The 21,134-nt window shown below is 72.9% G+C and carries 15 protein-coding genes; 7 read left to right on the top strand and 8 right to left on the bottom strand.

The features are described from left to right. Positions 1-164: 164 nt before the first annotated feature. Together IE271_RS13595 and IE271_RS13600 are read right to left on the bottom strand one after the other, a co-directional pair. Positions 165-1,880, bottom strand: coding sequence for a glycoside hydrolase family 6 protein (locus tag IE271_RS13595; RefSeq protein ID WP_190190600.1), 1,716 nt, complete (start codon positions 1,878-1,880; stop codon positions 165-167). A gap of 164 nt (positions 1,881-2,044) precedes the next feature. Continuing rightward, positions 2,045-2,464: a hypothetical protein gene (locus tag IE271_RS13600; RefSeq protein ID WP_190190522.1), complete on the bottom strand. Its 420-nt coding sequence runs from the start codon at positions 2,462-2,464 to the stop codon at positions 2,045-2,047. A 253-nt stretch (positions 2,465-2,717) separates the two neighbouring features. Here IE271_RS13600 and IE271_RS13605 point away from each other — a divergent pair, with 253 nt between their 5' ends. The 3 genes from IE271_RS13605 (at position 2,718) to IE271_RS13615 (ending at position 9,065) form a co-directional block, all read left to right on the top strand. Further along, positions 2,718-5,633, top strand: a complete 2,916-nt coding sequence (locus IE271_RS13605; protein WP_190190523.1) for a glycoside hydrolase family 48 protein — start codon at positions 2,718-2,720, stop codon at positions 5,631-5,633. A gap of 133 nt (positions 5,634-5,766) precedes the next feature. Continuing rightward, complete coding sequence (locus IE271_RS13610; RefSeq protein WP_190190524.1) at positions 5,767-8,430, top strand: cellulose binding domain-containing protein; 2,664 nt, start codon at positions 5,767-5,769, stop codon at positions 8,428-8,430. 311 nt (positions 8,431-8,741) lie between these two features. Next, positions 8,742-9,065, top strand: a complete 324-nt coding sequence (locus IE271_RS13615; protein ID WP_190190525.1) for a hypothetical protein — start codon at positions 8,742-8,744, stop codon at positions 9,063-9,065. 215 nt (positions 9,066-9,280) lie between these two features. Here IE271_RS13615 and IE271_RS13620 read toward each other — a convergent pair whose 3' ends face one another. Together IE271_RS13620 and IE271_RS13625 are read right to left on the bottom strand one after the other, a co-directional pair. After that, entirely contained in the window at positions 9,281-11,152 is a 1,872-nt protein-coding gene (locus IE271_RS13620) for a rhamnogalacturonan lyase (protein WP_190190526.1), read from the bottom strand. A 215-nt stretch (positions 11,153-11,367) separates the two neighbouring features. Further along, entirely contained in the window at positions 11,368-11,673 is a 306-nt protein-coding gene (locus IE271_RS13625; RefSeq protein ID WP_190190527.1) for a 4a-hydroxytetrahydrobiopterin dehydratase, read from the bottom strand. 375 nt (positions 11,674-12,048) lie between these two features. Here IE271_RS13625 and IE271_RS13630 point away from each other — a divergent pair, with 375 nt between their 5' ends. Further along, positions 12,049-12,912 (top strand): Sco1979 family transcriptional regulator, encoded by an 864-nt coding sequence (locus IE271_RS13630; protein ID WP_190190528.1) that lies wholly within the window; start codon positions 12,049-12,051, stop codon positions 12,910-12,912. Between the two features lie 143 nt (positions 12,913-13,055). Beyond that, the gene (locus IE271_RS13635; RefSeq protein ID WP_190190529.1) at positions 13,056-13,856 is read left to right on the top strand and encodes an SAM-dependent methyltransferase; all 801 of its coding nucleotides are present in this window, start codon (positions 13,056-13,058) and stop codon (positions 13,854-13,856) included. 267 nt (positions 13,857-14,123) lie between these two features. Here the strand turns inward: IE271_RS13635 and dnaK are convergent, their stop codons facing one another. The 4 genes from dnaK to IE271_RS13655 form a co-directional block, all read right to left on the bottom strand. Beyond that, entirely contained in the window at positions 14,124-16,019 is a 1,896-nt protein-coding gene (gene dnaK, locus IE271_RS13640; protein ID WP_190190530.1) for a molecular chaperone DnaK, read from the bottom strand. 240 nt (positions 16,020-16,259) lie between these two features. After that, positions 16,260-16,685, bottom strand: a complete 426-nt coding sequence (locus IE271_RS13645; protein WP_190190531.1) for an OsmC family protein — start codon at positions 16,683-16,685, stop codon at positions 16,260-16,262. Between the two features lie 262 nt (positions 16,686-16,947). Then, positions 16,948-19,014 (bottom strand): phage holin family protein, encoded by a 2,067-nt coding sequence (locus tag IE271_RS13650; protein ID WP_190190532.1) that lies wholly within the window; start codon positions 19,012-19,014, stop codon positions 16,948-16,950. A 121-nt stretch (positions 19,015-19,135) separates the two neighbouring features. Beyond that, positions 19,136-19,570 (bottom strand): recombinase family protein, encoded by a 435-nt coding sequence (locus tag IE271_RS13655; protein WP_190190533.1) that lies wholly within the window; start codon positions 19,568-19,570, stop codon positions 19,136-19,138. 83 nt (positions 19,571-19,653) lie between these two features. On the opposite strand from IE271_RS13655, the gene IE271_RS13660 reads away from it, so the two are divergent. Together IE271_RS13660 and IE271_RS13665 are read left to right on the top strand one after the other, a co-directional pair. After that, complete coding sequence (locus IE271_RS13660; RefSeq protein ID WP_190190534.1) at positions 19,654-20,427, top strand: MBL fold metallo-hydrolase; 774 nt, start codon at positions 19,654-19,656, stop codon at positions 20,425-20,427. Next, the gene (locus tag IE271_RS13665; protein WP_190190535.1) at positions 20,424-21,041 is read left to right on the top strand and encodes a DedA family protein; all 618 of its coding nucleotides are present in this window, start codon (positions 20,424-20,426) and stop codon (positions 21,039-21,041) included. The genes IE271_RS13660 and IE271_RS13665 overlap by 4 nt, the downstream gene beginning before the upstream one ends. The last annotated feature ends 93 nt before the right edge of the window (positions 21,042-21,134 follow it).

Below are 21,134 nucleotides of genomic sequence, written 5' to 3' on the forward strand. Positions count from 1 at the left end.
CCTGCGCCCGCGGCCGCGGGGGCGCCACTTTCCTTGCCGTTCCCGCAAACCGCTTCTGCGGGAACGGGACGCGCCGGCGGCCGGCCGGCGGCGGGCACGCGTGATCCGCCGGGGCCGGGCGGGCAGAGCCCGCGCCGGTCCCGGCGGACCGTCTCACACCGGTGTCACAGCGCCGGGTACGCGTTCCTCATGAGCTCCTGGAACTGCGCCGAGAACCACTTCCCGGACAGCGGTGCGTTCGGCAGGGCGCCCGACATGTTGTTGCCGTTGAGCGCGTTGCCGGTGTACGTCGGGTCGCACATCCGGTCGAAGCCCTTGCCCTCGTCGTTCGGGATCTGCTGGCTGGCCCCGTCGGACTCGCCCGGAGGCTTCATCCACACGTAGGCGTCGATACCGGAGGCGGGACTGGCCTGCGGGCGCTCGCCGAGACCGGCGCCGGACTGGTTGCACCAGTTGCCGGGGTGGATACGGCGGTCGTAGCGTCCGCCGTTGACATAGTCGTCGACGCTGGTCTTCGGACCGGGGCCGGCGGGCCGGGCCGAACCGCCCCAGCCGTTGCGGGAGGTGTCGATCAGCGCGCCGATGTCCGACCGGAAGCCGGCCTTGACCAGTTCCTGACGGAAGCCCTGGGCGAACGACAGCTCGTCCACGTACTGGTTCCAGTCCACCCACTTGGACTGCCGGACCGGCTGGCCGTTCACGGTGTCGCCGACGGAGAAGTTGTTCTCCTTCAGCGCGCTGTAGTTGGCCGTGTTGAGGATGACACCGGCGACGTCGTCGACCGTGGCGCCCTCGGCGGTGGCCGCTTCGTGGATGATTTTCGCGGTGGGTGTGAAGTTGCTGTCCCAGCCGATCCAGCCGTGGTGCGCGGCGTCGATGTAGTTGTAGACGTTGGGGATGGCGCCGAGCTTGTTCAGCGCGTAGCCGACGCCCTTGACGTAGTTGCCGTTCTGCTTCATCGTCTCGCACTGCGGCGTGCTGGTGTTGGTGCCGCCGGCGTTGGTGACCAGGTTCGGCAGCGAGTCCACCTCGATGGTGTTCACGATGCGCAGGCCGGCGTACTTCGAGTCCGCCATGATCGCGGCGATCGGGTCGATGAACTCCTTCTTGTACCGGTCGATCTCGGTCGGTCCGAGCTCGCCGTTGGAGGCCAGCGCCGCGCAGTCGCGGCCGGGCAGGTCGTAGACCACGAACTGCACGACCAGTTCGCCGGAGCCCTTCTGCTTCAGCGCCTCGTCGAGGTGGGCGCGCAGGCCCATGCCACCGTTGGCACCGTTGATGGCGGCGATCCGGTCCAGCCACACGCCGGTGGGCTGGTTGGAGACCCGGCTGCCGCCCGGTTCGGCGGCCGCCCTCGCGGACCACTCGGGGTTCACGTACACCTTGGCACCGGCGTACGGGTTGTCGACCCGCGTGCCGGGCTCCGGCTCCGGGTCCGGATCGGGGTCGCCGCCCCCTCCGTCGTCGACGTTGCAGGTCACACCGTCGAGCGTGAAGGCGGTGGGCAGCGCGTTGGTGCCGCTGTAGGTGGCGTTGAAGCCGAAGCTGATCGAGCCGCCGGTGGCGAGGGAGCCGTTGTACGCCTCGTTGGCGGCGGTCACGGCGGCGCCGCTCTGGCTGAGGCGCGCGTTCCAGCCGCTGGTGACCTTCTGGTTCCCGGCGTAGGACCACTTCACGGCCCACGACGACTTGGCGGCGCCGTTGTTGGTGACGGTGACGGCGGCGGTGAAGCCGCCGCTCCACTGGTTCTGCAGCTTGTAGTCGACGGTGCACGGGACGGCGGCGGCCGCGGCGCCCGCCGGTCCGGCCGCGACGACACCGCCGGTGCCGGCGGCGACCAGCGCGAGCGCCGCGAAGAGGGCCGTTCTGGTACTTCTCATCTGTGCTTCTTCCTGTTCGTCGAGGGCGCGCAGGTGGTCGCGCGGCCCGATGCCGTACGACGCGGGGGTGCCGTCGCAGTCGGGGGTCGGGGACGGCCCGAAGGAGCGGTCCCAGGTGTTCCGGGTGCGGCCGGGGCAGGACGGGCCGCGGTCGCCGGACCGCTTCACGACGCGGTCGGCGAAGGAGTGCGCGCAGGCGTGCCCGCCGGTCCCGCCCGCCACGAGCGGCACCCGCACGGCGACCGCGCCGGCGCGGCGCGCACCGCGGCGTACCCGGGCTCGGCGCCGGCCGGCCCGAGCCGGCGCCCCGCGCCGGGCGGGACGCGGACGGTGCCCGCACTCCGGACGGCGACCGCATCGCCGTCGGCGGAGCCGGAGGCGGTGCCGTGACCGCTCGGCGCGGAGCGGTCGTCCGTGATGCTCGTGGCGCCCTGGAGGCCGTCGTCCCGCTGCCCGGTGACGGCGTGCTCCACCGTGCGGGCGGACATGGCTCCGAAGGCGCCGGTCACCGGTGCCGCCGCGGCGCCCGAGGGGGCGGTCGCGGCGGCGCCGGGTGAGGGACCTGAACGCGGGGGGTGTCGCATGAGCGACTCCTTGCAGATCGGGCGCGTCCCACGGACGCGTCGACTGACGGAATCGCTCCCACTGGTGCCGAGGACCGTAGCGCCGACTCGCGCTCCTGCCCAGGGGTCTCGGCATGTTCACTTCACCAATTTTTTTTCGGCGCCCCGACACCTTGACCCTCCACGACCCCTTTCTCATCATGGGAGCGCTCCCACTGGTTCAAGGCTTGTCGCTCCTCCCCCACTCTCCCGAGCCGCAAGGAGGAACCAGCACATGCGCACAGGACGGAGACGTCGCGCCGCGTCGCGGTTATGGACCGCCGTCGCGGCGGCTTTCGCACTGCCTCTGACCATGCTCGGCACGGGTTCGACACCCGTACACGCGGCGGCGGTCCAGTGCAGTGTCGACTACAAGACCAATGACTGGGGCTCCGGCTTCACCGCCGATCTGACGCTCACCAACCGGGGCACGGAGACGATCTCCGGCTGGACCCTGACGTACGACTACGCGGGCAACCAGAAGCTCAGCAGCGGCTGGAGCGGCACCTGGTCGCAGTCCGGCAGGACGATCACGGTGAAGAACGCGTCCTGGAACGGGACGATCGCCGCGAACGCGGCCGTGACCACCGGCGCCCAGTTCACCTACAGCGGCGCCAACGCCGCTCCCACCAACTTCGCGATCAACGGCACCACCTGCACCGGCGCCCACCAGCCGCCGGTCGCCGTGCTGACCAGCCCGGCCGCGGGCGCCGTCTACGCGCAGGGCGACGCGGTGCCGCTCGCCGCCACCGCCGCGGCGGCCGACGGGGCGTCCGTCACCAAGGTCGAGTTCTACGACGACACGAGGCTGCTGGGCACGGACACCAGCTCGCCCTACACGCTCTCGGTCTCCGACCTGTCGGTGGGCGGCCACTCACTGGTGGCGAAGGCGTACGACAGCCTGGGCGCGTCGGCGGACTCGACACCGGTCGGCATCACGGTCGCCTCGGGTCCCGCCGTCGTCGCCTCGCCCACCCAGCTCGGCGTCCAGCAGGGCGAGTCGGGCACGTACGAGGTGAAGCTGTCGACGCAGCCGTCCTCGAACGTGACGGTCACGACCGCCCGCGCCAGCGGCAACTCCGGCCTCTCGGTCAGCGGCGGCGCGAGCCTCACCTTCACGCCCTCCAACTGGAGCACCGCGCAGAAGGTGACCATCGCGGCCGACTCCTCGGGCACCGGCTCGGCGGTCTTCGAGTCGACGGCGAACGGCCACGCCAAGGCCGCGGTCACCGTGACGCAGCTCGGCGAGCAGAAGGAGTACGACGCCCGCTTCCTGGAGCTGTACGGGAAGATCACCAACCCGGCCAACGGCTACTTCTCCCCCGAGGGCATCCCGTACCACTCGGTGGAGACGCTGATGGTCGAGGCGCCGGACCACGGCCACGAGACCACCTCCGAGGCGTACAGCTACCTGCTGTGGCTCCAGGCCATGTACGGCAAGGTGACCGGTGACTGGTCCAAGTTCAACGGCGCCTGGGCGATCATGGAGAAGTACATGATCCCCACCCACGCCGACCAGCCGACCAACTCCTTCTACAACGCCTCCAAGCCGGCGACCTACGCGCCCGAGCACGACACCCCGAACGAGTACCCGTCGCAGCTCGACACCGGCGTCTCCGTCGGCCCCGACCCGATCGCGGCCGAGCTGAAGAGCGCGTACGGCACGGACGACGTGTACGGCATGCACTGGCTGCAGGACGTCGACAACGTCTACGGCTACGGGAACTCGCCCGGCAAGTGCGAGGCGGGCCCGTCCGACACCGGGCCGTCGTACATCAACACCTTCCAGCGCGGCCCGCAGGAGTCGGTGTGGGAGACCGTCCCGCAGCCCACCTGCGACGCCTTCAAGTACGGCGGCAAGAACGGGTACCTGGACCTGTTCACGAAGGACGCCTCGTACGCCAAGCAGTGGAAGTTCACCAACGCCCCCGACGCCGACGCGCGCGCCGTGCAGGCGGCGTACTGGGCGGACGTCTGGGCCAAGCAGCAGGGCAAGGGCGGTGACGTCTCCGCGACCGTCGGCAAGGCGGCCAAGATGGGCGACTACCTGCGCTACGCCATGTACGACAAGTACTTCAAGAAGGTGGGCAACTGCGTGGGTCCGTCGGCCTGCCCGGCGGGCACCGGCAAGGACGCCTCCTTCTACCTGCTGTCCTGGTACTACGCGTGGGGCGGCGCGACCGACTCCTCGGCCGGCTGGGCCTGGCGCATCGGTTCCAGCCACGCGCACAGCGGCTACCAGAACCCGTTCGCCGCGTACGCGCTCAGCGAGTACGCCGCGCTGAAGCCCAAGTCGGCGACCGGCCAGGCGGACTGGGCGAAGTCGCTGGACCGGCAGATCGAGTTCTACCGCTGGCTCCAGTCCGACGAGGGCGCCATCGCGGGCGGCGCGACCAACAGCTGGGCGGGCCGGTACGCCACCCCGCCGGCGGGCACGCCGACCTTCTACGGCATGTACTACGACGAGAAGCCCGTGTACCACGACCCGCCGTCCAACCAGTGGTTCGGCTTCCAGGCGTGGTCCATGGAGCGGGTCGCCGAGTACTACCAGCAGTCGGGTGACGCGGGCGCCAGGGCCGTCCTCGACAAGTGGGTCGACTGGGCGCTGTCCGAGACCACCGTCAACCCGGACGGCACCTTCCGCATCCCCTCCACGCTCAAGTGGTCGGGCGCCCCCGACACCTGGAACGCGTCGAACCCGGGTGCCAACGGCTCGCTGCACGTCACCGTCGCCGACTACACCAACGACGTGGGCGTGGCCGCCTCGTACGCCAAGACGCTGGCGTACTACGCCGACCGCTCCGGTGACACCGAGGCGGCCCGGACGGCGAAGGCGCTGCTCGACGGCATGTGGGAGAACAACCAGGACAGCCTCGGCATCGCCGTCCCGGAGACCCGCACCGACTACAGCCGCTTCGACGACCCCGTGCACGTCCCCAGCGGCTGGACCGGCACCATGCCGAACGGCGACGTGATCGACTCCTCGTCCACCTTCGCCTCGATCCGCTCCTTCTACGAGGACGACCCGGCCTGGTCGAAGATCGAGTCCTACCTGGCGGGCGGTGCCGCGCCCACCTTCACGTACCACCGGTTCTGGGCCCAGGTGGACATCGCCACCGCCATGGGCTCGTACGCGGAGCTCCTCGAATAAGTCCCCGCTGATGCTCCGCGTGCCGCGCCGGGCGGCCCCTCCGCACGGGGGGCCGCCCGGTCGTCGTTTTCCTCTTCCCCTCCCTCTTCCCCCTCCTCCCCTCCCACGGACGGTCACGGAAGGACCCCCCACCGTGCGAAGAATCCGCATCCTCACGGCCGTGTCGGCGCTCGCGGCCGGCCTGCTGACGGGCGGCCCGCCCGCCCCGGCCTCCGCCGACGAGGCGAAGGCGCCGATCGCCGCCGACACCTACACCTGGAGGAACGCCCGCATCGACGGCGGCGGCTTCGTCCCCGGCATCGTCTTCAACCGCACCGAGAAGAACCTCGCGTACGCCCGTACGGACATCGGCGGCGCCTACCGCTGGGAGCAGTCGACGAAGACGTGGACGCCGCTGCTCGACCACGTCGGCTGGGACGACTGGGGCCACACGGGCGTCGTCAGCCTCGCCTCGGACTCCGCCGACCCGAACCGGGTGTACGCGGCGGTCGGCACGTACACCAACAGCTGGGACCCGGGGAACGGTGCCGTGCTCAGGTCCACCGACCGGGGCGCCACCTGGAAAAAGGCCGACCTGCCGTTCAAGCTGGGCGGCAACATGCCGGGGCGTGGCATGGGCGAGCGCCTCGCGGTGGACCCGAACAAGAACAGCGTGCTGTACCTGGGTGCGCCCAGCGGCAAGGGGCTGTGGCGCTCGACGGACTCGGGAGCCACCTGGTCGCAGGTGACGAGCTTCCCGAACCCCGGCAACTACGCCCAGGACCCGAGCGACACGAGCGGCTACGGCTCCGACAACCAGGGCATCGTCTGGGTCACCTTCGACGAGTCCACGGGCACCTCCGGGAACGCCACGAAGACGATCTACGCCGGGGTCGCCGACAAGGACAACGCGGTGTACCGCTCGACGGACGCGGGCGCGACCTGGACCCGCCTCGCCAGCCAGCCCACCGGCTATCTGGCCCACAAGGGCGTGCTGGACGCGGAGAACGGCTACCTCTACCTCGCCTACAGCGACACCGGCGGCCCGTACGACGGCGGCAAGGGACGGCTGTACCGGTACGCGACCGCCACGGGCACCTGGACGGACATCAGCCCGGTCGCGGAGGCCGACACCTACTACGGCTTCAGCGGGCTGACCGTCGACCGGCAGAAACCCGGCACGGTGATGGCGACGGCCTACAGCTCCTGGTGGCCGGACACCCAGATCTTCCGCTCCACGGACAGCGGTGGCACATGGACCAAGGCGTGGGACTACACGTCGTACCCGACCCGCGAGAACCGCTACACGATGGACGTGTCGTCCTCGCCCTGGCTGACCTGGGGCGCCGACCCGTCACCGCCCGAGCAGACCCCGAAGCTCGGCTGGATGACGGAAGCTCTGGAGATCGACCCGTTCGACTCGAACCGGATGATGTACGGGACGGGCGCGACGATCTACGGCACGGAGAACCTGAAGAACTGGGACAGCGGCGGCAAGTTCACCATCAGGCCGATGGTGCAGGGCCTGGAGGAGACGGCGGTCAACGACCTGGCCTCTCCCCCGTCGGGCGCCCCGCTGCTCAGCGCGCTCGGCGACATCGGCGGCTTCCGCCACACGGACCTGACCGAGGTCCCGTCGATGATGTTCACCTCCCCCGACTTCACGTCGACGACGAGCCTGGACTACGCGGAGACCGACCCGGACACGGTCGTCCGGGTCGGCGACCTGGACTCGGGCCCGCACATCGCGTTCTCGGCGGACAACGGCGCCAACTGGTTCGCGGGCACCGACCCCTCGGGCGCGAGCGGCGGCGGCACGGTCGCCGCGGCGGCCGACGGCAGCCGCTTCGTGTGGAGCCCGGCGGGAGCCGGAGTGCACCACACGACCGGCTTCGGCACCTCCTGGTCGGCGTCGAGCGGTATCCCGGCGGGCGCGATCGTGGAGTCGGACCGGGTGGACCCGAAGACCTTCTACGGCTTCAAGTCCGGGAAGTTCTACGTGAGCACGGACGGCGGGGCGACCTTCACGGCGTCGTCCGCGACCGGGCTGCCGAGCGGTGACGGCGTCCGCTTCAAGGCGCTGCCGGGCACGAAGGGCGACGTCTGGCTGGCGGGCGGGGCCGCGGACGGCGCGTACGGCCTGTGGCACTCCACGGACGGCGGGAAGAGCTTCGACAAGCTGCCGAACGTCGAGCAGGCCGACACCGTCGGCTTCGGCAGGGCGGCCCCCGGCGCCTCGTACCAGACCCTCTACACCAGCGCGAAGATCGGCGGCGTACGCGGCATCTTCCGCTCCACCGACAAGGGCGCGACCTGGACCCGGATCAACGACGACGCCCACCAGTGGGGCTGGACGGGCGCGGCGATCACGGGCGACCCGCGCGTCTACGGCCGGGTGTACGTGGCGACGAACGGCCGGGGCGTCGTCTACGGCGACACCTCGGACACCGGCGGGGGCGGCACGGACCCGGGCCCCGGTCCCGACCCGGAGCCGGCCGGCTCCTGCGCCGTGGCGTACACGGTCACCAACCGGTGGCCGGGCGGCTTCCAGGCGGAGGTGCGGCTGACCAACACGGGATCGAGCGCGTGGAACGGGTGGTCGCTGGCCTGGTCCTCCCCGGCCGGCCAGACCGTCGCGCAGGCGTGGAACGCCGCCGTGACCCAGGAGGGCTCCGCGGTCACGGCGAAGAACGTGTCCTGGAACGCCGGCGTGGAGCCCGGCGCGTCGGTGGGCTTCGGCTTCACGGGCGGCTCCGCCGGCGCCGCCGCCGAACCGGCGGCCTTCCGGCTGGGGAACCAGTCCTGCACGGTGACCTGACCGGCGGTGACCTGACGGACCCTGCGCGGTGATCCGGCGCGGCGGGCACGGCGGGCGTGCCGGACACACCGGGTGCGCCGGGCGGGACGGAGGGGCGGGCGCGGGCCCGTCCCTCCAGGGTCCGCCCGGTGCCGCTCCTCAGTCGCCGTTCGGTGACCGGGTCGTCACCCGGGTGTCCCCCACGGTGCGGGCGAGCCCCTTGGTACGGGGTGTCCGTGACCCCTCTCACAGTCTTCGCACGCCGCTTGCCGGGGCTCTGACCTGCTCGCACTCTTCGGTCACATGCCAATGGCCTATGAGGAGAGTGTGCTGTGATCCAGTGCCCGAACGCCTCGTGCCGGTCCACGAACATCGAATTCCTGCCGCACTACTGGCAGTCTCTGCCGGACGAGTCGCCGCTCAAAGACGAGTACAAGCCGCCGGCCGTGGCACCGTCGCAGTTCTGGTGGGTCCTGGCGATCATCGCGCTGGGCGTCGTCGTGGCCGTCCTGGGCGCCGTCCTGCTCGGGCTGCTCGTCGTCCTGGGCGGACTGGTCTGGGGCGCGCTCGTGCACACCGGCATCTCGGCCACCCGGACCAAGCTGGCGAGCTGGGACACCAGCCACATCTGCCTGGCCTGCACGCGGCGGTTCTAGCCGGGGTGCGGACGGCGCGGCCGGGGCACGGGACGGCCGCGGCCCGGTCACCGAGGCCGGACCGGGCCGCGGCACGAGCGGGGGAACGGTGGCCGTCCGCACCGCGGTGCGGACGGCCACCGTGACTGCTTTCCGCCCACCGTGACTGCTTTCCGCCCGCCGGGAGCGCGTCGCGCCCGGGGCACGGACGGTGTCAGGGGGTGCGGCGGACGGTGTCAGGGCGTGTAGACGGTGGGACGCGGGGCCGTCGCCATCTTGTTCCCGATGAAGAAGCTCGGGTGCGGCGGCTGGTTGTAGGCAGTATTTTGCCAGGCCAGGCCCGTGCGGTACATCGTGTCGTGCAGCAGGGTGGTGATGCGCGTGCCCGTCTCGTTCGGCGTCGAGTGGATCCGCAGCGCCGTGTTGTCGGTGGTGGGCCAGACGACCTCCTCGCGCCAGTCGCCGAGGATGTCGCCGGACAGGGCGGGCGTCGCCTTGGTCCCGTTGTTGGAGTGGACGCCGGACGCGGTCAGCAGGCGGGTGTCGGACGAGGTGCCGTACTTGTCGATGTGGGTGCCGTCGAGGAGTTCGCGGGTGGTGTCGCCGTCCCACCAGGCCAGGAAGTTCACCGAGGACGGCTCGCGGCCCTTCGTCGCGCCCGCCTCGTCGCGGACGGAGGTGTCGGAGGCGGACCACGTCTCGGCGCCGTCGTTGCCCGCCCAGACGTCGCCGGCCACGCCGCGGCCGTTGTCGCAGCAGGCGGCCAGCTTCCAGTTCACCGTGCCCTTGGCCGGGTCGATGTACAGCGCGGCCGGCTGGGACGTGGACTCGGAGACCTTGTAGTACTCCAGGCCCGCGTGCGAGGGGTCGAGGTCGCCGAGGTGCTGGGCGTCGCCGTGGCCGGTCCTCGTGGTCCACAGCCCGTTGCCGTTGTCGTCCACCGCCATCGAGCCGTAGACGATCTCGTCCTTGCCGTCGTTGTCGACGTCGCCGACGGACAGGCTGTGCGAGCCCTGGCCGTCGTAGCCCCTGCCGCTGTTGGTGGAGGAGTCGGTGTCGAAGGTCCAGCGGCGGGTGAACCGGCCGTTGCGCCAGTCCCAGGCCGCGATGACGCTGCGCGTGTAGTAGCCGCGCGCCATGATCAGCGACGGGCGGGCGCCGTCCAGGTACGCGGTGCCCGCGAGGAAGCGGTCGACGCGGTTGCCGTAGGAGTCGCCCCAGGACGAGACCGTGCCGCGCGCGGGGACGTGGTCCACGGAACTCATCGCCTTGCCGGTCCGGCCGTTGAACATGGTCAGGTACTCGGGCCCGGACAGGACGTACCCGCTGGAGTTGCGGTGGTCGGCGGAGGAGCTGCCGATGACCGCGCCGGTGCCGTCCTTGGTGCCGTCGGCGGTCTTCATGGCGACCTCGGCCTCGCCGTCGCCGTCGTAGTCGTAGACCTGGAACTGCGTGTAGTGGGCGCCGGAGCGGATGTTCCTCCCCAGGTCGATGCGCCACAGCCGGGTGCCGTCCAGTTCGATGCCGTCGACGACGGTGCTGCCGGTGCAGCCGGACTGCGAGTTGTCCTTGGCGTTGGTGGGCTGCCACTTGAGGACGAACTCCAGCGCGCCGTCGCCGTCGAGGTCACCGACCGAGGCGTCGTTGGCCTCGTAGGTGTAGGCGACGCCGTCCGGAGTGGTGCCTCCGGCGGGCGGGCTGATCGGCACGTCCTTGTAGCCGGCCCGGAACTGGACCGCGTGCACCGAGTCGCCCTGCTCCACACCGTTCATGACCGCGCGGACCGTGTAGTCGGCGGAGTCGGGCGCGCCGGAGTGGAAGTAGTTCGTGGAGCCGGTGACCGGCGAGGAGTTGACCCTCGTGCCGGCCCGGTAGACGTTGAAGGACACATCGTTGGGATCGGTGGCCAGCCAGCGCCAGCTGACCAGGTTGCCGCTGCCGGTGTACACGCTGACCACGCCCCGGTCGAGCTTCTCGACCTGCCGGGCGGTGGCGGCCTGGGCCGGCGCGCCGGAGAGGGCGGTGAGCCCGGCGCCGGCCAGCGTCGCGGCCGCCAGCGCGGACAGCAGCGCGTGCGTGCGTCTGCGGTGCTTGCGCGGGTGCTGCACGGTGGGTACCTCCAGGGTCCCGAGGGGGGAAACCGACGTTGCGGTCGTCAGTCGCCGCCGCCCCGGCGGAGGTTGCCGCCGGGGCGGCGGAAGTCCTCCCGCGCTCCGAACGGTGGGTGATCTCCGGGTGATGGGCGATCTCCGAACGGTGGGTGTTTCCCGCGCGGCGGGGTTCTCCGCCCTCCGGACGGTGGAGGTGGCGCGCCCGGCCGGGCTCAGCTCGCGCCGTGCACGGGTGCCAGCTCCTCGACGCGGCGGGCGAGTGCGAAGTCCAGCTCGGTGACGGCGCCGCCCACGCTGTGGGTGTGCACCGCCAGGGAGACGGTGCGGTACCCGAGGGTGAGGTCGGAGTGGTGGTCGAGCTCCTCCTGGACCCGGGCGACGTGCACCACCATCGCGGCGGCCGCGAAGTGCGAGCCGAGCCGGTAGGAGCGGGTGATGCGGTCCCCGTCGAGCGACCAGCCGGGCAGCTCCGCGAGCCGGTCCTCGATCTCCTTCTGCGACAGCGGTGCGACGGGCATGGCGCGGCTCCTTCCGTGGGTGGTGTCCGGCCCGCCGTCCCGGCGCGCCGGCGGCTCCCAGCGTCCCACAGCGCCGCCCCGTCCCGGGCCGGCCACGTCGGGCCCGCCACGGCCCGCGGCCGCCGGGACCCTCCCCGGCCGGCGGCCGGGCGACGGTCGCGCGACCGCTGCCGCCCCACTGCCGCCGCCGCTGTGACACCCCGTCATGACGCCCCGGCGCCGCCCCCTCGGGCCGGTCCCGGCGGCGAACGCGCTCCGTCGCCGCCCGGTCCCCCTGCGTGACCTGCGGGATCCTGGATACGTTTCCGAACTCCTGAGCAATTCGCCGGAACATGCCACACTTGCGGCGTTGCTCGGCACGTGGGGAGGCGTGACGTGAGTGAACGGCGGCCTGCGCCGACCGTGGGACAGGTGGTCCTGGGGAGACGGCTGCAGGAACTGCGCGAGGCGTCCGGTCTGAAGCGGGAGGAGGCCGCACGCGTCCTGCGGGTGAACGCGGCCACGGTCCGGCGGATGGAGACGGCCGAGGTCGCGCTGAAGATCCCCTACGTGCAGGTGCTCCTGGAGACCTACGGCGTGTCCGAGGAGGACGCCCGGGTCTTCGTCTCGCTCGTCGAGGAGGCGAACAGGCCCGGCTGGTGGCAGCACTACCACGACGTGCTGCCGGAGTGGTTCAGCCTCTGCGTCAGCCTGGAGGGCGCCGCCCGGCTGATCCGGTCCTACGAGCCGCACTTCGTGCCCGGACTGCTCCAGACCGAGGCGTACGCCCGCGCCGTCCTGGAGGCCGGCACGGTGGGGTTCACCAGCCCCGGGGAGATCGAGCGGCACGTCTCGCTGCGTATGGCCCGGCAGGGGCTGCTGGCCCGCGAACGGCCCCCGCACCTGTGGGTGGTCATGGACGAGACGGTGCTGCGGCGGCCGGTCGGCCGTGACCCGCGCGTCATGCGCGACCAGCTGGAGCACCTGCTGGAGGTCACCGAGCGCGACACCGTCACGCTGCAGGTGGCCGAGTACGCGGACGGGCCGCACCCGGGGACGTACGCGCCCTTCTCGCTGTTCCGCTTCGCGGAGCCGGAGCTGCCCGACATGGTCTACAGCGAGTACCTGACCGGCGCGCTCTACCTGGACTCGCGGGCGGAGGTGGCCACGCACCTGCAGGTGCTGGACCACATGTCGGCGCGGGCGGCGCCGGCGCAGCGCGCGAAGAAGCTCATCCAGCAGTACCGCGACAGCTACTGACACCGGGCGCCGGCGCCGGCACCGCCGCGCGGCCCGTTCCCGGCGCCGGCGCCCGCGCGTCCGCGCCTTCGCACCCCAGCACGCCCGTACGTCAGCACCTCCGCACGCCCGCACGTCCCTCCAGCGAACAGGAGCAGCACGGCATGACCGGACCCGACGCGGCGCCCACCCTGACGGACCCCGGCCGGCCCCACCCGGCACGGGTCTACGACTGGTGGCTCGGCGGCAAGGACAACTACCCGGTGGACGAGGAGCTGGGCCGGGGCATCCTCGCCGCGGACCCGACGGTCCGGCGGGGCGCCCGCGCCAACCGCCGGTTCATGCTGCGCGCGACCCGTGCGCTCGCCGAGGGCGGCATCCGCCAGTTCCTCGACATAGGCACCGGCATCCCGACCGAGCCGAACCTCCACCAGGCCGCCCAGGAGGCGGTACCCGAGGCACGGGTGGTGTACGCCGACAACGACCCCGTCGTGCTGCGCCACGCCCAGGCGCTGCTGCGCGGCTCCCCGCAGGGCAGGACCGACTACGTGCACGCGGACGTCCGCGACCCGGAGACGATCCTGCGGTCGGCCGCCGAGACGCTGGACCTCGACCGGCCGGTCGCGCTCTCCCTGGTCGCGCTGACGCACTACCTGGCGGCCGACGAGGACGACGCGTACGGGCTGCTGGGACGGTACATGGACGCGCTCGCGCCGGGCAGCTGCCTGGTCCTGTCCCAGGTGACCCAGGACCTGGCGCCGGAGAGGATGGCGAAGGTGACGGAGCTGTTCCGCCGGGGCGGCACCCCCTTCTTCCCGCGCTCGCACACCGAGGTGTCCCGCTTCTTCGACGGCCTGCACCTGCTGGACCCCGGCGTCGTCCCGGTCCTCGAATGGCGCCCGGGGCCGGAGGACCCGGCCGAGGAGCCGGTCCCGGTCTACGCGGCGGTGGGCCGCAAGCCCTGACGGCCCGGCCGCGCCGGGCGGCCCGGGCCCTCACGTCCCGGACGTCCCACCGGGAGGACCCGCGCGTCCCTGACGTCCCGCCGGGAGGGCCCGGGCGCCGCGCTGCCGGGGCCGTGCCCGGCGCGGGCGGCGCCGTCGGGCCCGGTTCCGCGAAGGGCCCGGCACCCGGCCGGTGCGCGCGGACGGCGGTGCCCGGCTCGGGGCGTGCCGGGGAGGCCGCACCGGTGCGGAGGGCGTGCGCAAGGTCCCGGCGGCCGGGCCCGTCCGCTACGCCGCGCCGTCCCGGCCGTCCTTCTCCTCGTCGACGATCTCCGCGTCCACGACGCCCTCGTCCTCCGCGGACGGCGGGCGCGTCCCGGCGCCGCCCGCGGCGCCTGTGGTGCCGCCGTCGGCCGCGTCCCGGGCGTCGGCCCGGTCGTACATCGCCGAGCCCATCCGCTGGCTGACGGTGGCGAGCTCCTCCATGGCGGTGCGCAGCGCGCCGACGTCGGCGCCGTCGCGGTCCTCCAGCAGGCCCTTCAGCGCGGCGACGGCGGCGCCGACCTCCTCGCGCGTCCCCTGCGGGATCCGCTCCCCGTGCTCGCCCAGGAAGCGCTCCGTCTGGTGGACGAGCTGCTCGGCCTGGTTGCGGGTCTCGGCGGCCTCCCGCTTCCTGCGGTCCTCCTCGGCGTACTGCTCGGCCTCGCGCACCATCCGGTCGATGTCCTGCTTGGGCAGCGCCGAGCCGCCCGTGACGGTCATCTTCTGCTCCCGCCCCGTGGCCAGGTCCTTGGCCGAGACGTGCATGATCCCGTCGGCGTCGATGTCGAACACCACCTCGATCTGCGGCACCCCGCGCGGCGCGGGCGGCAGCCCGGTGAGGTCGAAGACACCGAGCTTCTTGTTGTACGCGGCGATCTCCCGTTCGCCCTGGAAGACCTGGATGCCGACCGACGGCTGGTTGTCCGCGGCCGTGGTGAAGATCTCCGAACGCCTGGTGGGGATCGTCGTGTTGCGCTCGATCAGCTTCGTCATGATGCCGCCCTTGGTCTCGATGCCGAGGGACAGCGGGGTGACGTCGAGGAGCAGGACGTCCTTGACGTCACCGCGGATCACGCCCGCCTGGAGGGCCGCGCCGACCGCCACGACCTCGTCCGGGTTGACGCCCTTGTGCGGGTCCCTGCCGGTGAGTTCGCGCACGAGGCCGGTGACCGCGGGCATCCGGGTGGAGCCGCCGACGAGGATGACGTGGTCGATCGCGGACAGCTCCACGCCCGCGTCCTGGACCGCCTGGTGGAAGGGGGTCCGGCAGCGGTCGAGCAGATCGGCCGTCAGCTCCTGGAACCGGGCCCGGGTCAGCTTCTCGTCCAGGTGCAGCGGCCCCTCGGCGGAGGCGGTGATGTAGGGGAGGTTGACCGTCGTCTCGGAGGAGCTGGACAGCTCGATCTTGGCCCTCTCGGCGGCCTCCCGCAGCCGCTGCAGCGCCATCTTGTCGCGGCCGAGGTCGACGCCGTACGCGCTCTTGAACCGCTGCGCGAGGTGCTCCACGATCCGCTGGTCCCAGTCGTCGCCGCCGAGGCGGGTGTCGCCGTTGGTGGCCTTGACCTCGATGACGCCCTCGCCGATCTCCAGCAGCGACACGTCGAAGGTGCCGCCGCCCAGGTCGAAGACGAGGACGGTCTGCTCCTCGCCCCGGTCCAGTCCGTACGCGAGGGCGGCGGCCGTCGGCTCGTTGACGATGCGCAGGACCTTCAGGCCCGCGATCTCGCCGGCCTCCTTGGTGGCCTGGCGCTGGCTGTCGTCGAAGTAGGCGGGCACGGTGATCACGGCGTCCGTGACGTCCTCGCCGAGGTACGCCTCGGCGTCCCGCTTGAGCTTCTGCAGCACCCGGGCCGACAGCTCCTGGGCGCGGTAGCGGGTGCCGTCGACCGAGCCGCGCTCGGGGAAGCGCCAGTCCGGGTCGCCCATGTGCCGCTTGACCGAGCGCGCGGTGCGCTCGACGTTCGTCACGGCCTGCCGCTTGGCGACCTCGCCGACGAGGACCTCGCCGTTCTTGGCGAAGGCGACGACGGAGGGCGTGGTGCGCGCGCCCTCGGCGTTGGCGACGACGGTGGGCTCACCTCCTTCGAGGGCGGCGACCACCGAGTTCGTCGTACCCAGGTCGATGCCGACCGCACGTGCCATGTCCCTCCCCTTCCGCCCGGGTTCTTCCGCCCTCCAGCACAAAACTTGAGCGCGTCGATGTCAATGGGCGCCGGGGGCGGCGGGCGCACAACCGGCCGCCGCGGAACACGTACCGGGGTGCGGACGCGCGACCGGCCGCCGTGCGGGCACGCGGGTGTGCGGGCGGCGCGCGGCGGCCGGTCCGTGGCGCGGTCCCGCCGGCGGGCGCACCCGAGGGGGCGCGCCGGCCGGCGGGAGGCGTCAGGCGAGCTTGGCCGACAGGGTGATCGTCGTGCCGGACAGGGCCTGGCTGACCGGGCAGTTGGCCTTGGCGTCCTCCGCCGCGGCGACGAACCCGTCGTTGTCGAGGCCCGGGACGGTGCCCTCGACGGTGAGGTGGATGCCGGTGATGCCCTCACCCGGCTGGAACGTCACGTCGGCGGAGGTGACGAGCTTGGTGGGCGGGTTGCCCGCCTTGGCCAGGCCGTTCGACAGCGCCATGGAGAAGCAGCTGGAGTGGGCGGCGGCGATCAGCTCCTCGGGGCTGGTCCTGCCGTTCGCCTGCTCGGCGCGCGACGGCCACGACACCGGCTGCTCACCGATGCCGGAGGAGTCGAAGGTGACGACGCCGTTGCCCTTGAGGAGGTCGCCTTCCCAGACGGTGTGTGCGGAGCGCGTGGTGGCCACGTGTGATCCTTTCCTTTTCCTGGTCCAGTCGGACCTGTCGCCAGGTTCCGTGGAACCCATCCGATCACACCCGGCCCCGGCGTACTCGCAGGACCGGCCCACTACGGGTGAACGGAGGCCGTACCGCGGCCGACGGAGGAACCGGCTCCGGACACCGGCCCGGGTTCCGGACACCGGACGGGACCGGCTCCCGGGCACGGGACCGGCTCCACGTACCAGGTCTGGTCCCGAGCACGGGACCGGCTCGACGCACCGGGCCGGCTCAGGCTGCCTGCCGGCCGTTGTCGTGGTCCGGGGCCAGCGGGACCTGCGGGCCCGCGGACTCGCGCAGCCAGCGGCGCAGCACGCGGTGCACCTGCTCGGCGCCGACCAGTTCCTCCCCCTCCCGCACCGGCGCGGACAGCGCGAGGGGCGACAGCAGGAACGGGCGGCCCTGGGCGCCGCCGAGGCCGCCGTGCGAGCCGATCTGCTCCTCGAAGGCCAGCACCTCGCCCTCGGCCGGGTCGTACCAGGAGTTGACCATGATGTCGGCGGTGTGCGGGAAGGTGTGGGTGCGGCGCACGGCGTCGGCGGCCCCGGGACCGAAGCCGTCGAGCGGCCCGGAGCCGTCCACGAGGTCGGCCACGGGCACCTCGGCCCCGTGCGCGCCGAGCACCACGCCCCCGTGCCGCTCGCTGCGCACGAGCAGGAAGCCGATGCCCGGGTGGTTGGCGAGGGTGGACAGCAGCGCCGGGTGGCGGGCGTCGATCTCCTCGCGGGTCATCCGGTGGTGCACGTCCGGGAAGGAGACCAGGCCGAGGTTGCCGGAGGCCAGCACGACGGGTTCGGAGCCGTGCACCCGGGGGTGCTGCGCGCCGTTCTCCTCCACCGGCCGGCGCAGCGCGGCGCGCACCGTCGCCCGCGCCTCGGCGCCGCTGTGGGTGCGCTGCACCTTGCGCGGCACGGGCAGTCCGCAGCCGGCCCGGACCAGTTCGCCCAGTTCCAGGCCGTAGCGCGCGCGGAAGGTCTCGCCTGGGCTCTGCCCGTGGTCGGACAGCACGACGATGCGGTACGCGCGCGGGGCGTGCTCGGCGACCTTCGCCAGGAGCGCCAGCGAGCGGTCGAGCCGCTCCAGCACCTTCTGCGCGTCCCGGCTCAGCGGACCGGAGTGGTGCGCCACCTCGTCGTACGCCACCAGGTCCGCGTAGACGGCGGTGCGTCCGGCGAGCATGTCCCCGATCACCGCCGCGACCACGACGTCCCGCTCCACGACGGTGGCGAAGGCCCGGATGAACGGGTACAGCCCGCCGCGCCCCACGCGGGGGCGCTGCTTGCGCAGGCGGGCGCGGGTGGACTGCCCGATCTCGCGGCCGACCTCGGCGACGAAGGACATCGCGGTGCGCACGGCGTTGGCGGGGTCGGAGAAGTAGGCGAAGTACCCGGCGCGGGAGCGGTTCCCCCTGCCGCGCCGGGCCGCCACCGAGAGCACCAGGGCGAGTTCCTCGGCGCCGCCGCCGAACAGGTTGCCCCGGCTGGCGCCGTCCAGGGTGAGCAGGCCGCCGTCGCCGGTGCGCTCGACGGCGCGGCGCTGGAGCTCGGCGGCGCTGGAGGGCCGGTTGGAGACCATGACCTCCCCGCGGTCCTTCTCGTACCAGCGGAAGGCGGGCACGTCCTCATTGGAGCCGTGCAGGATGCCCAGCTGGCTGGCGCCGGTCTGGCTGGACCAGTCGGTGCGCCAGGGGGTCAGCCGGTGGGTGGGGCGGTCGCCGAGCCAGCCGCGGACGGTGGGCATCAGGCCGCGGTCCACGGCGTCCAGCAGGACGTCGTGGCCGACGCCGTCGAGCTGGAGGAAGACCGTGCCCGGGGTCGGCACGCCGTCGGGGACGGCGCGGCGCCGCCGGTCGGAGAGCCGGTAGAGCCTGCGCCGGTAGGCGTCGTCGTCGCGCACCGTGAGCGCGCCGCCGGTGGCGGAGGCGACGGCGGACATCACGGCGGCGACGGCCACGGCCGTCTCCGGGGCGGCCTCACCGCGCCCCGAGGGGTTGAGGTGCAGCGCGAGCAGCAGCAGGGAGCCGTTGAGGAAGAAGACGAGCAGGCCGAGGACGAGGGCGGGCACGAGGAGCAGCAGCCGCACCAGCAGCGGCCACACGAGCGAGGAGAGCACGCCGAAGGCCCCGGCCCCGAACGCCGCGGTGACGGCGATGTCCGTGGCGCTGTCCTCGTTCTCGGCCTGCAGCCGGAAGTCCGGCAGGATCCCGGCGAGCACGAGCATCGTGACGGTGGACACCGCCCACACGGCGACGCTGCGCCACACCCCGCTGGCGACTCTGCGCCATCGCCCTTCACCCACGCCGGTCCACCTCACGTTCAGCACTCCTGGCCCGGCCTGCGGGCCGCTCCCCACCTTGTCACACAGTGTGAACGAGTCCGCCGCGCGCCCGGCGCAGCGGCGCAGCGGCGCACGGCGGGTGTCAGCGGCCGTCGTAGCCGGCCGTGGGCATGGACAGCCGGCGGTGCACGCAGGCCTTCATCCGGGCGTCGTACGCCGGTTCCGCGCGGCCGACCGTCTCGACGCGCACCCCGCGGCGGGCGCACTCGGCGGTGAACTCGTCGACGGAGGCGAGCGCCCGCTCCAGGACCCGGCGGCTGGGGGCGACGAACAGGTCGACGAGGCCCGCCTCGACGTCCTCCCACAGCGCGCCGTGGTCGGGGCGCAGTCCGCGGACGAGGAGTTCCCGCGTCACCACGTAGCCGTGCTCCGCGGCCCAGCGCGCGCACATCGCGTGCTGGCTGCGGGAGTCGACGAGGAAGGGCTCGGCGTCCAGCTCCTCCAGGGGCGTCAGGCTGGCGATGGCCGTGACGCGGAGCGGGCCGGGCAGGCCGGAGGCCGTACGCGCGTCCGTCATGACGTGTCTCTCACCTCCGGGTTCCGCCGCCGACCCTACTCCTGCCCGTAGGCTCGGGGGAGTCGCACGAAGGAGGCAAAGGGGTGCCGGTGGAGGTCACCTGGTGGGGTCATGCCACCTGCACGGTCGAGGATTCCGGCTGCCGAGTGCTCACGGACCCGCTGTTCGCCCGAAGACTCGCGCATCTGCGCAGACGGCGGGGGGCACCGCCCCCGCCCGAGGCGACGGTCGCGGACGTGGCGCTCGTCTCGCATCTGCACGCCGACCACCTGCACCTTCCGTCCCTGTCCCGGCTCGCGCCCGGCACGCCGCTGCTGGTGCCGCGCGGCGCCGGGCGGGCGGTGCCGGGGCTGCGGCGCCTCGACCGGCTGCGGATCACGGAGGTGGAGCCGGGCGACGAGGTGCGCATCGGCGGCCTGGCCGTCCGCGTCGTGTCCGCGCACCACGACGGACGGCGGCTGCCGGTCGGCCGGCACCGCTGCCCCGCCCTGGGCTTCGTCCTGGAGGGCGAGGCGCGGACGTACTTCGCCGGGGACACCGGGCTCTTCGAGTCGATGGCCGACGAGGTCGGGGCGGTCGACGTGGCGCTGCTGCCGGTCGGCGGCTGGGGCCCGCACCTGGGCGAGGGGCACCTGGACGCCGGGCGCGCGGTCGAGGCGCTGACCCGGCTGAAGCCGCGCAGCGCGGTGCCGGTGCACTACGGCACGTACTGGCCGATCGGCATGGACGCCGTGCGCCCCCACGAATTCCACGCGCCCGGCGACGAGTTCGTGCGCCTGGCGGCGCAGCACGCGCCCGGTGTGGCCGTGCACCGCCTCGGGCACGGCGAGACGATACGGCCGGAGGTCGCCCGGTGACGTACCTGTCCGTCTCGACGGCCCCGACCGCCCTCACGCACCAGGCGCTGGGGTACCCCTCGTTGTTCCTGCTGGTGCTGATCGGCGCGCTGGTGCCGGTCGTGCCGACCGGCGCGCTGGTCAGCTCGGCCGCGGTGGTGGCCTGGCACCAGGCGCTGCCGTTCTCGCTGCTGCTGGTCTTCGTGGTGGCCGCGCTCGCGGCGTTCCTCGGCGACGTCGCGCTGTACTGGCTGGGCCGCCGGGGGCTGCACTCGAAGAACGGCTCGCGCTGGCTGGAGGCGATCCGCGACCGCGCGCCCGAGGAGCGGCTCGAACAGGCCCAGGGCAAGCTCACCGAGCACGGGGTGGCGGTGCTGGTCCTGTCCCGGCTCGTGCCGGCCGGCCGCATCCCGGTGATGCTGGCCTGCCTGCTGGCCGAGTGGCCGCTGCGCCGCTTCGCCCGCGGCGACGTGCCCGCCTGCCTGGCCTGGGTGGTGACGTACCAGCTGATCGGCATCCTCGGCGGCTCGCTGTTCAAGGAGCCGTGGGAGGGCGTGGTGGCGGCCGTGCTGCTGACCGTGGCCGTCAGCGCGGCACCGAGCGTGTGGCGGAAGGTGCGCAGGCTCGCCGCCTAGGGCCGGCCCTTCACCCACGGCAGGGCCGCGGGGCCGCGGGGCCGCGCTGTGAACGGGCGGTGGCCGGGGGCGTGTCACGGGCGGGCGGGGGTG

Source organism: Streptomyces minutiscleroticus (genome assembly GCF_014650875.1).
Lineage (GTDB): Bacteria > Actinomycetota > Actinomycetes > Streptomycetales > Streptomycetaceae > Streptomyces > Streptomyces minutiscleroticus.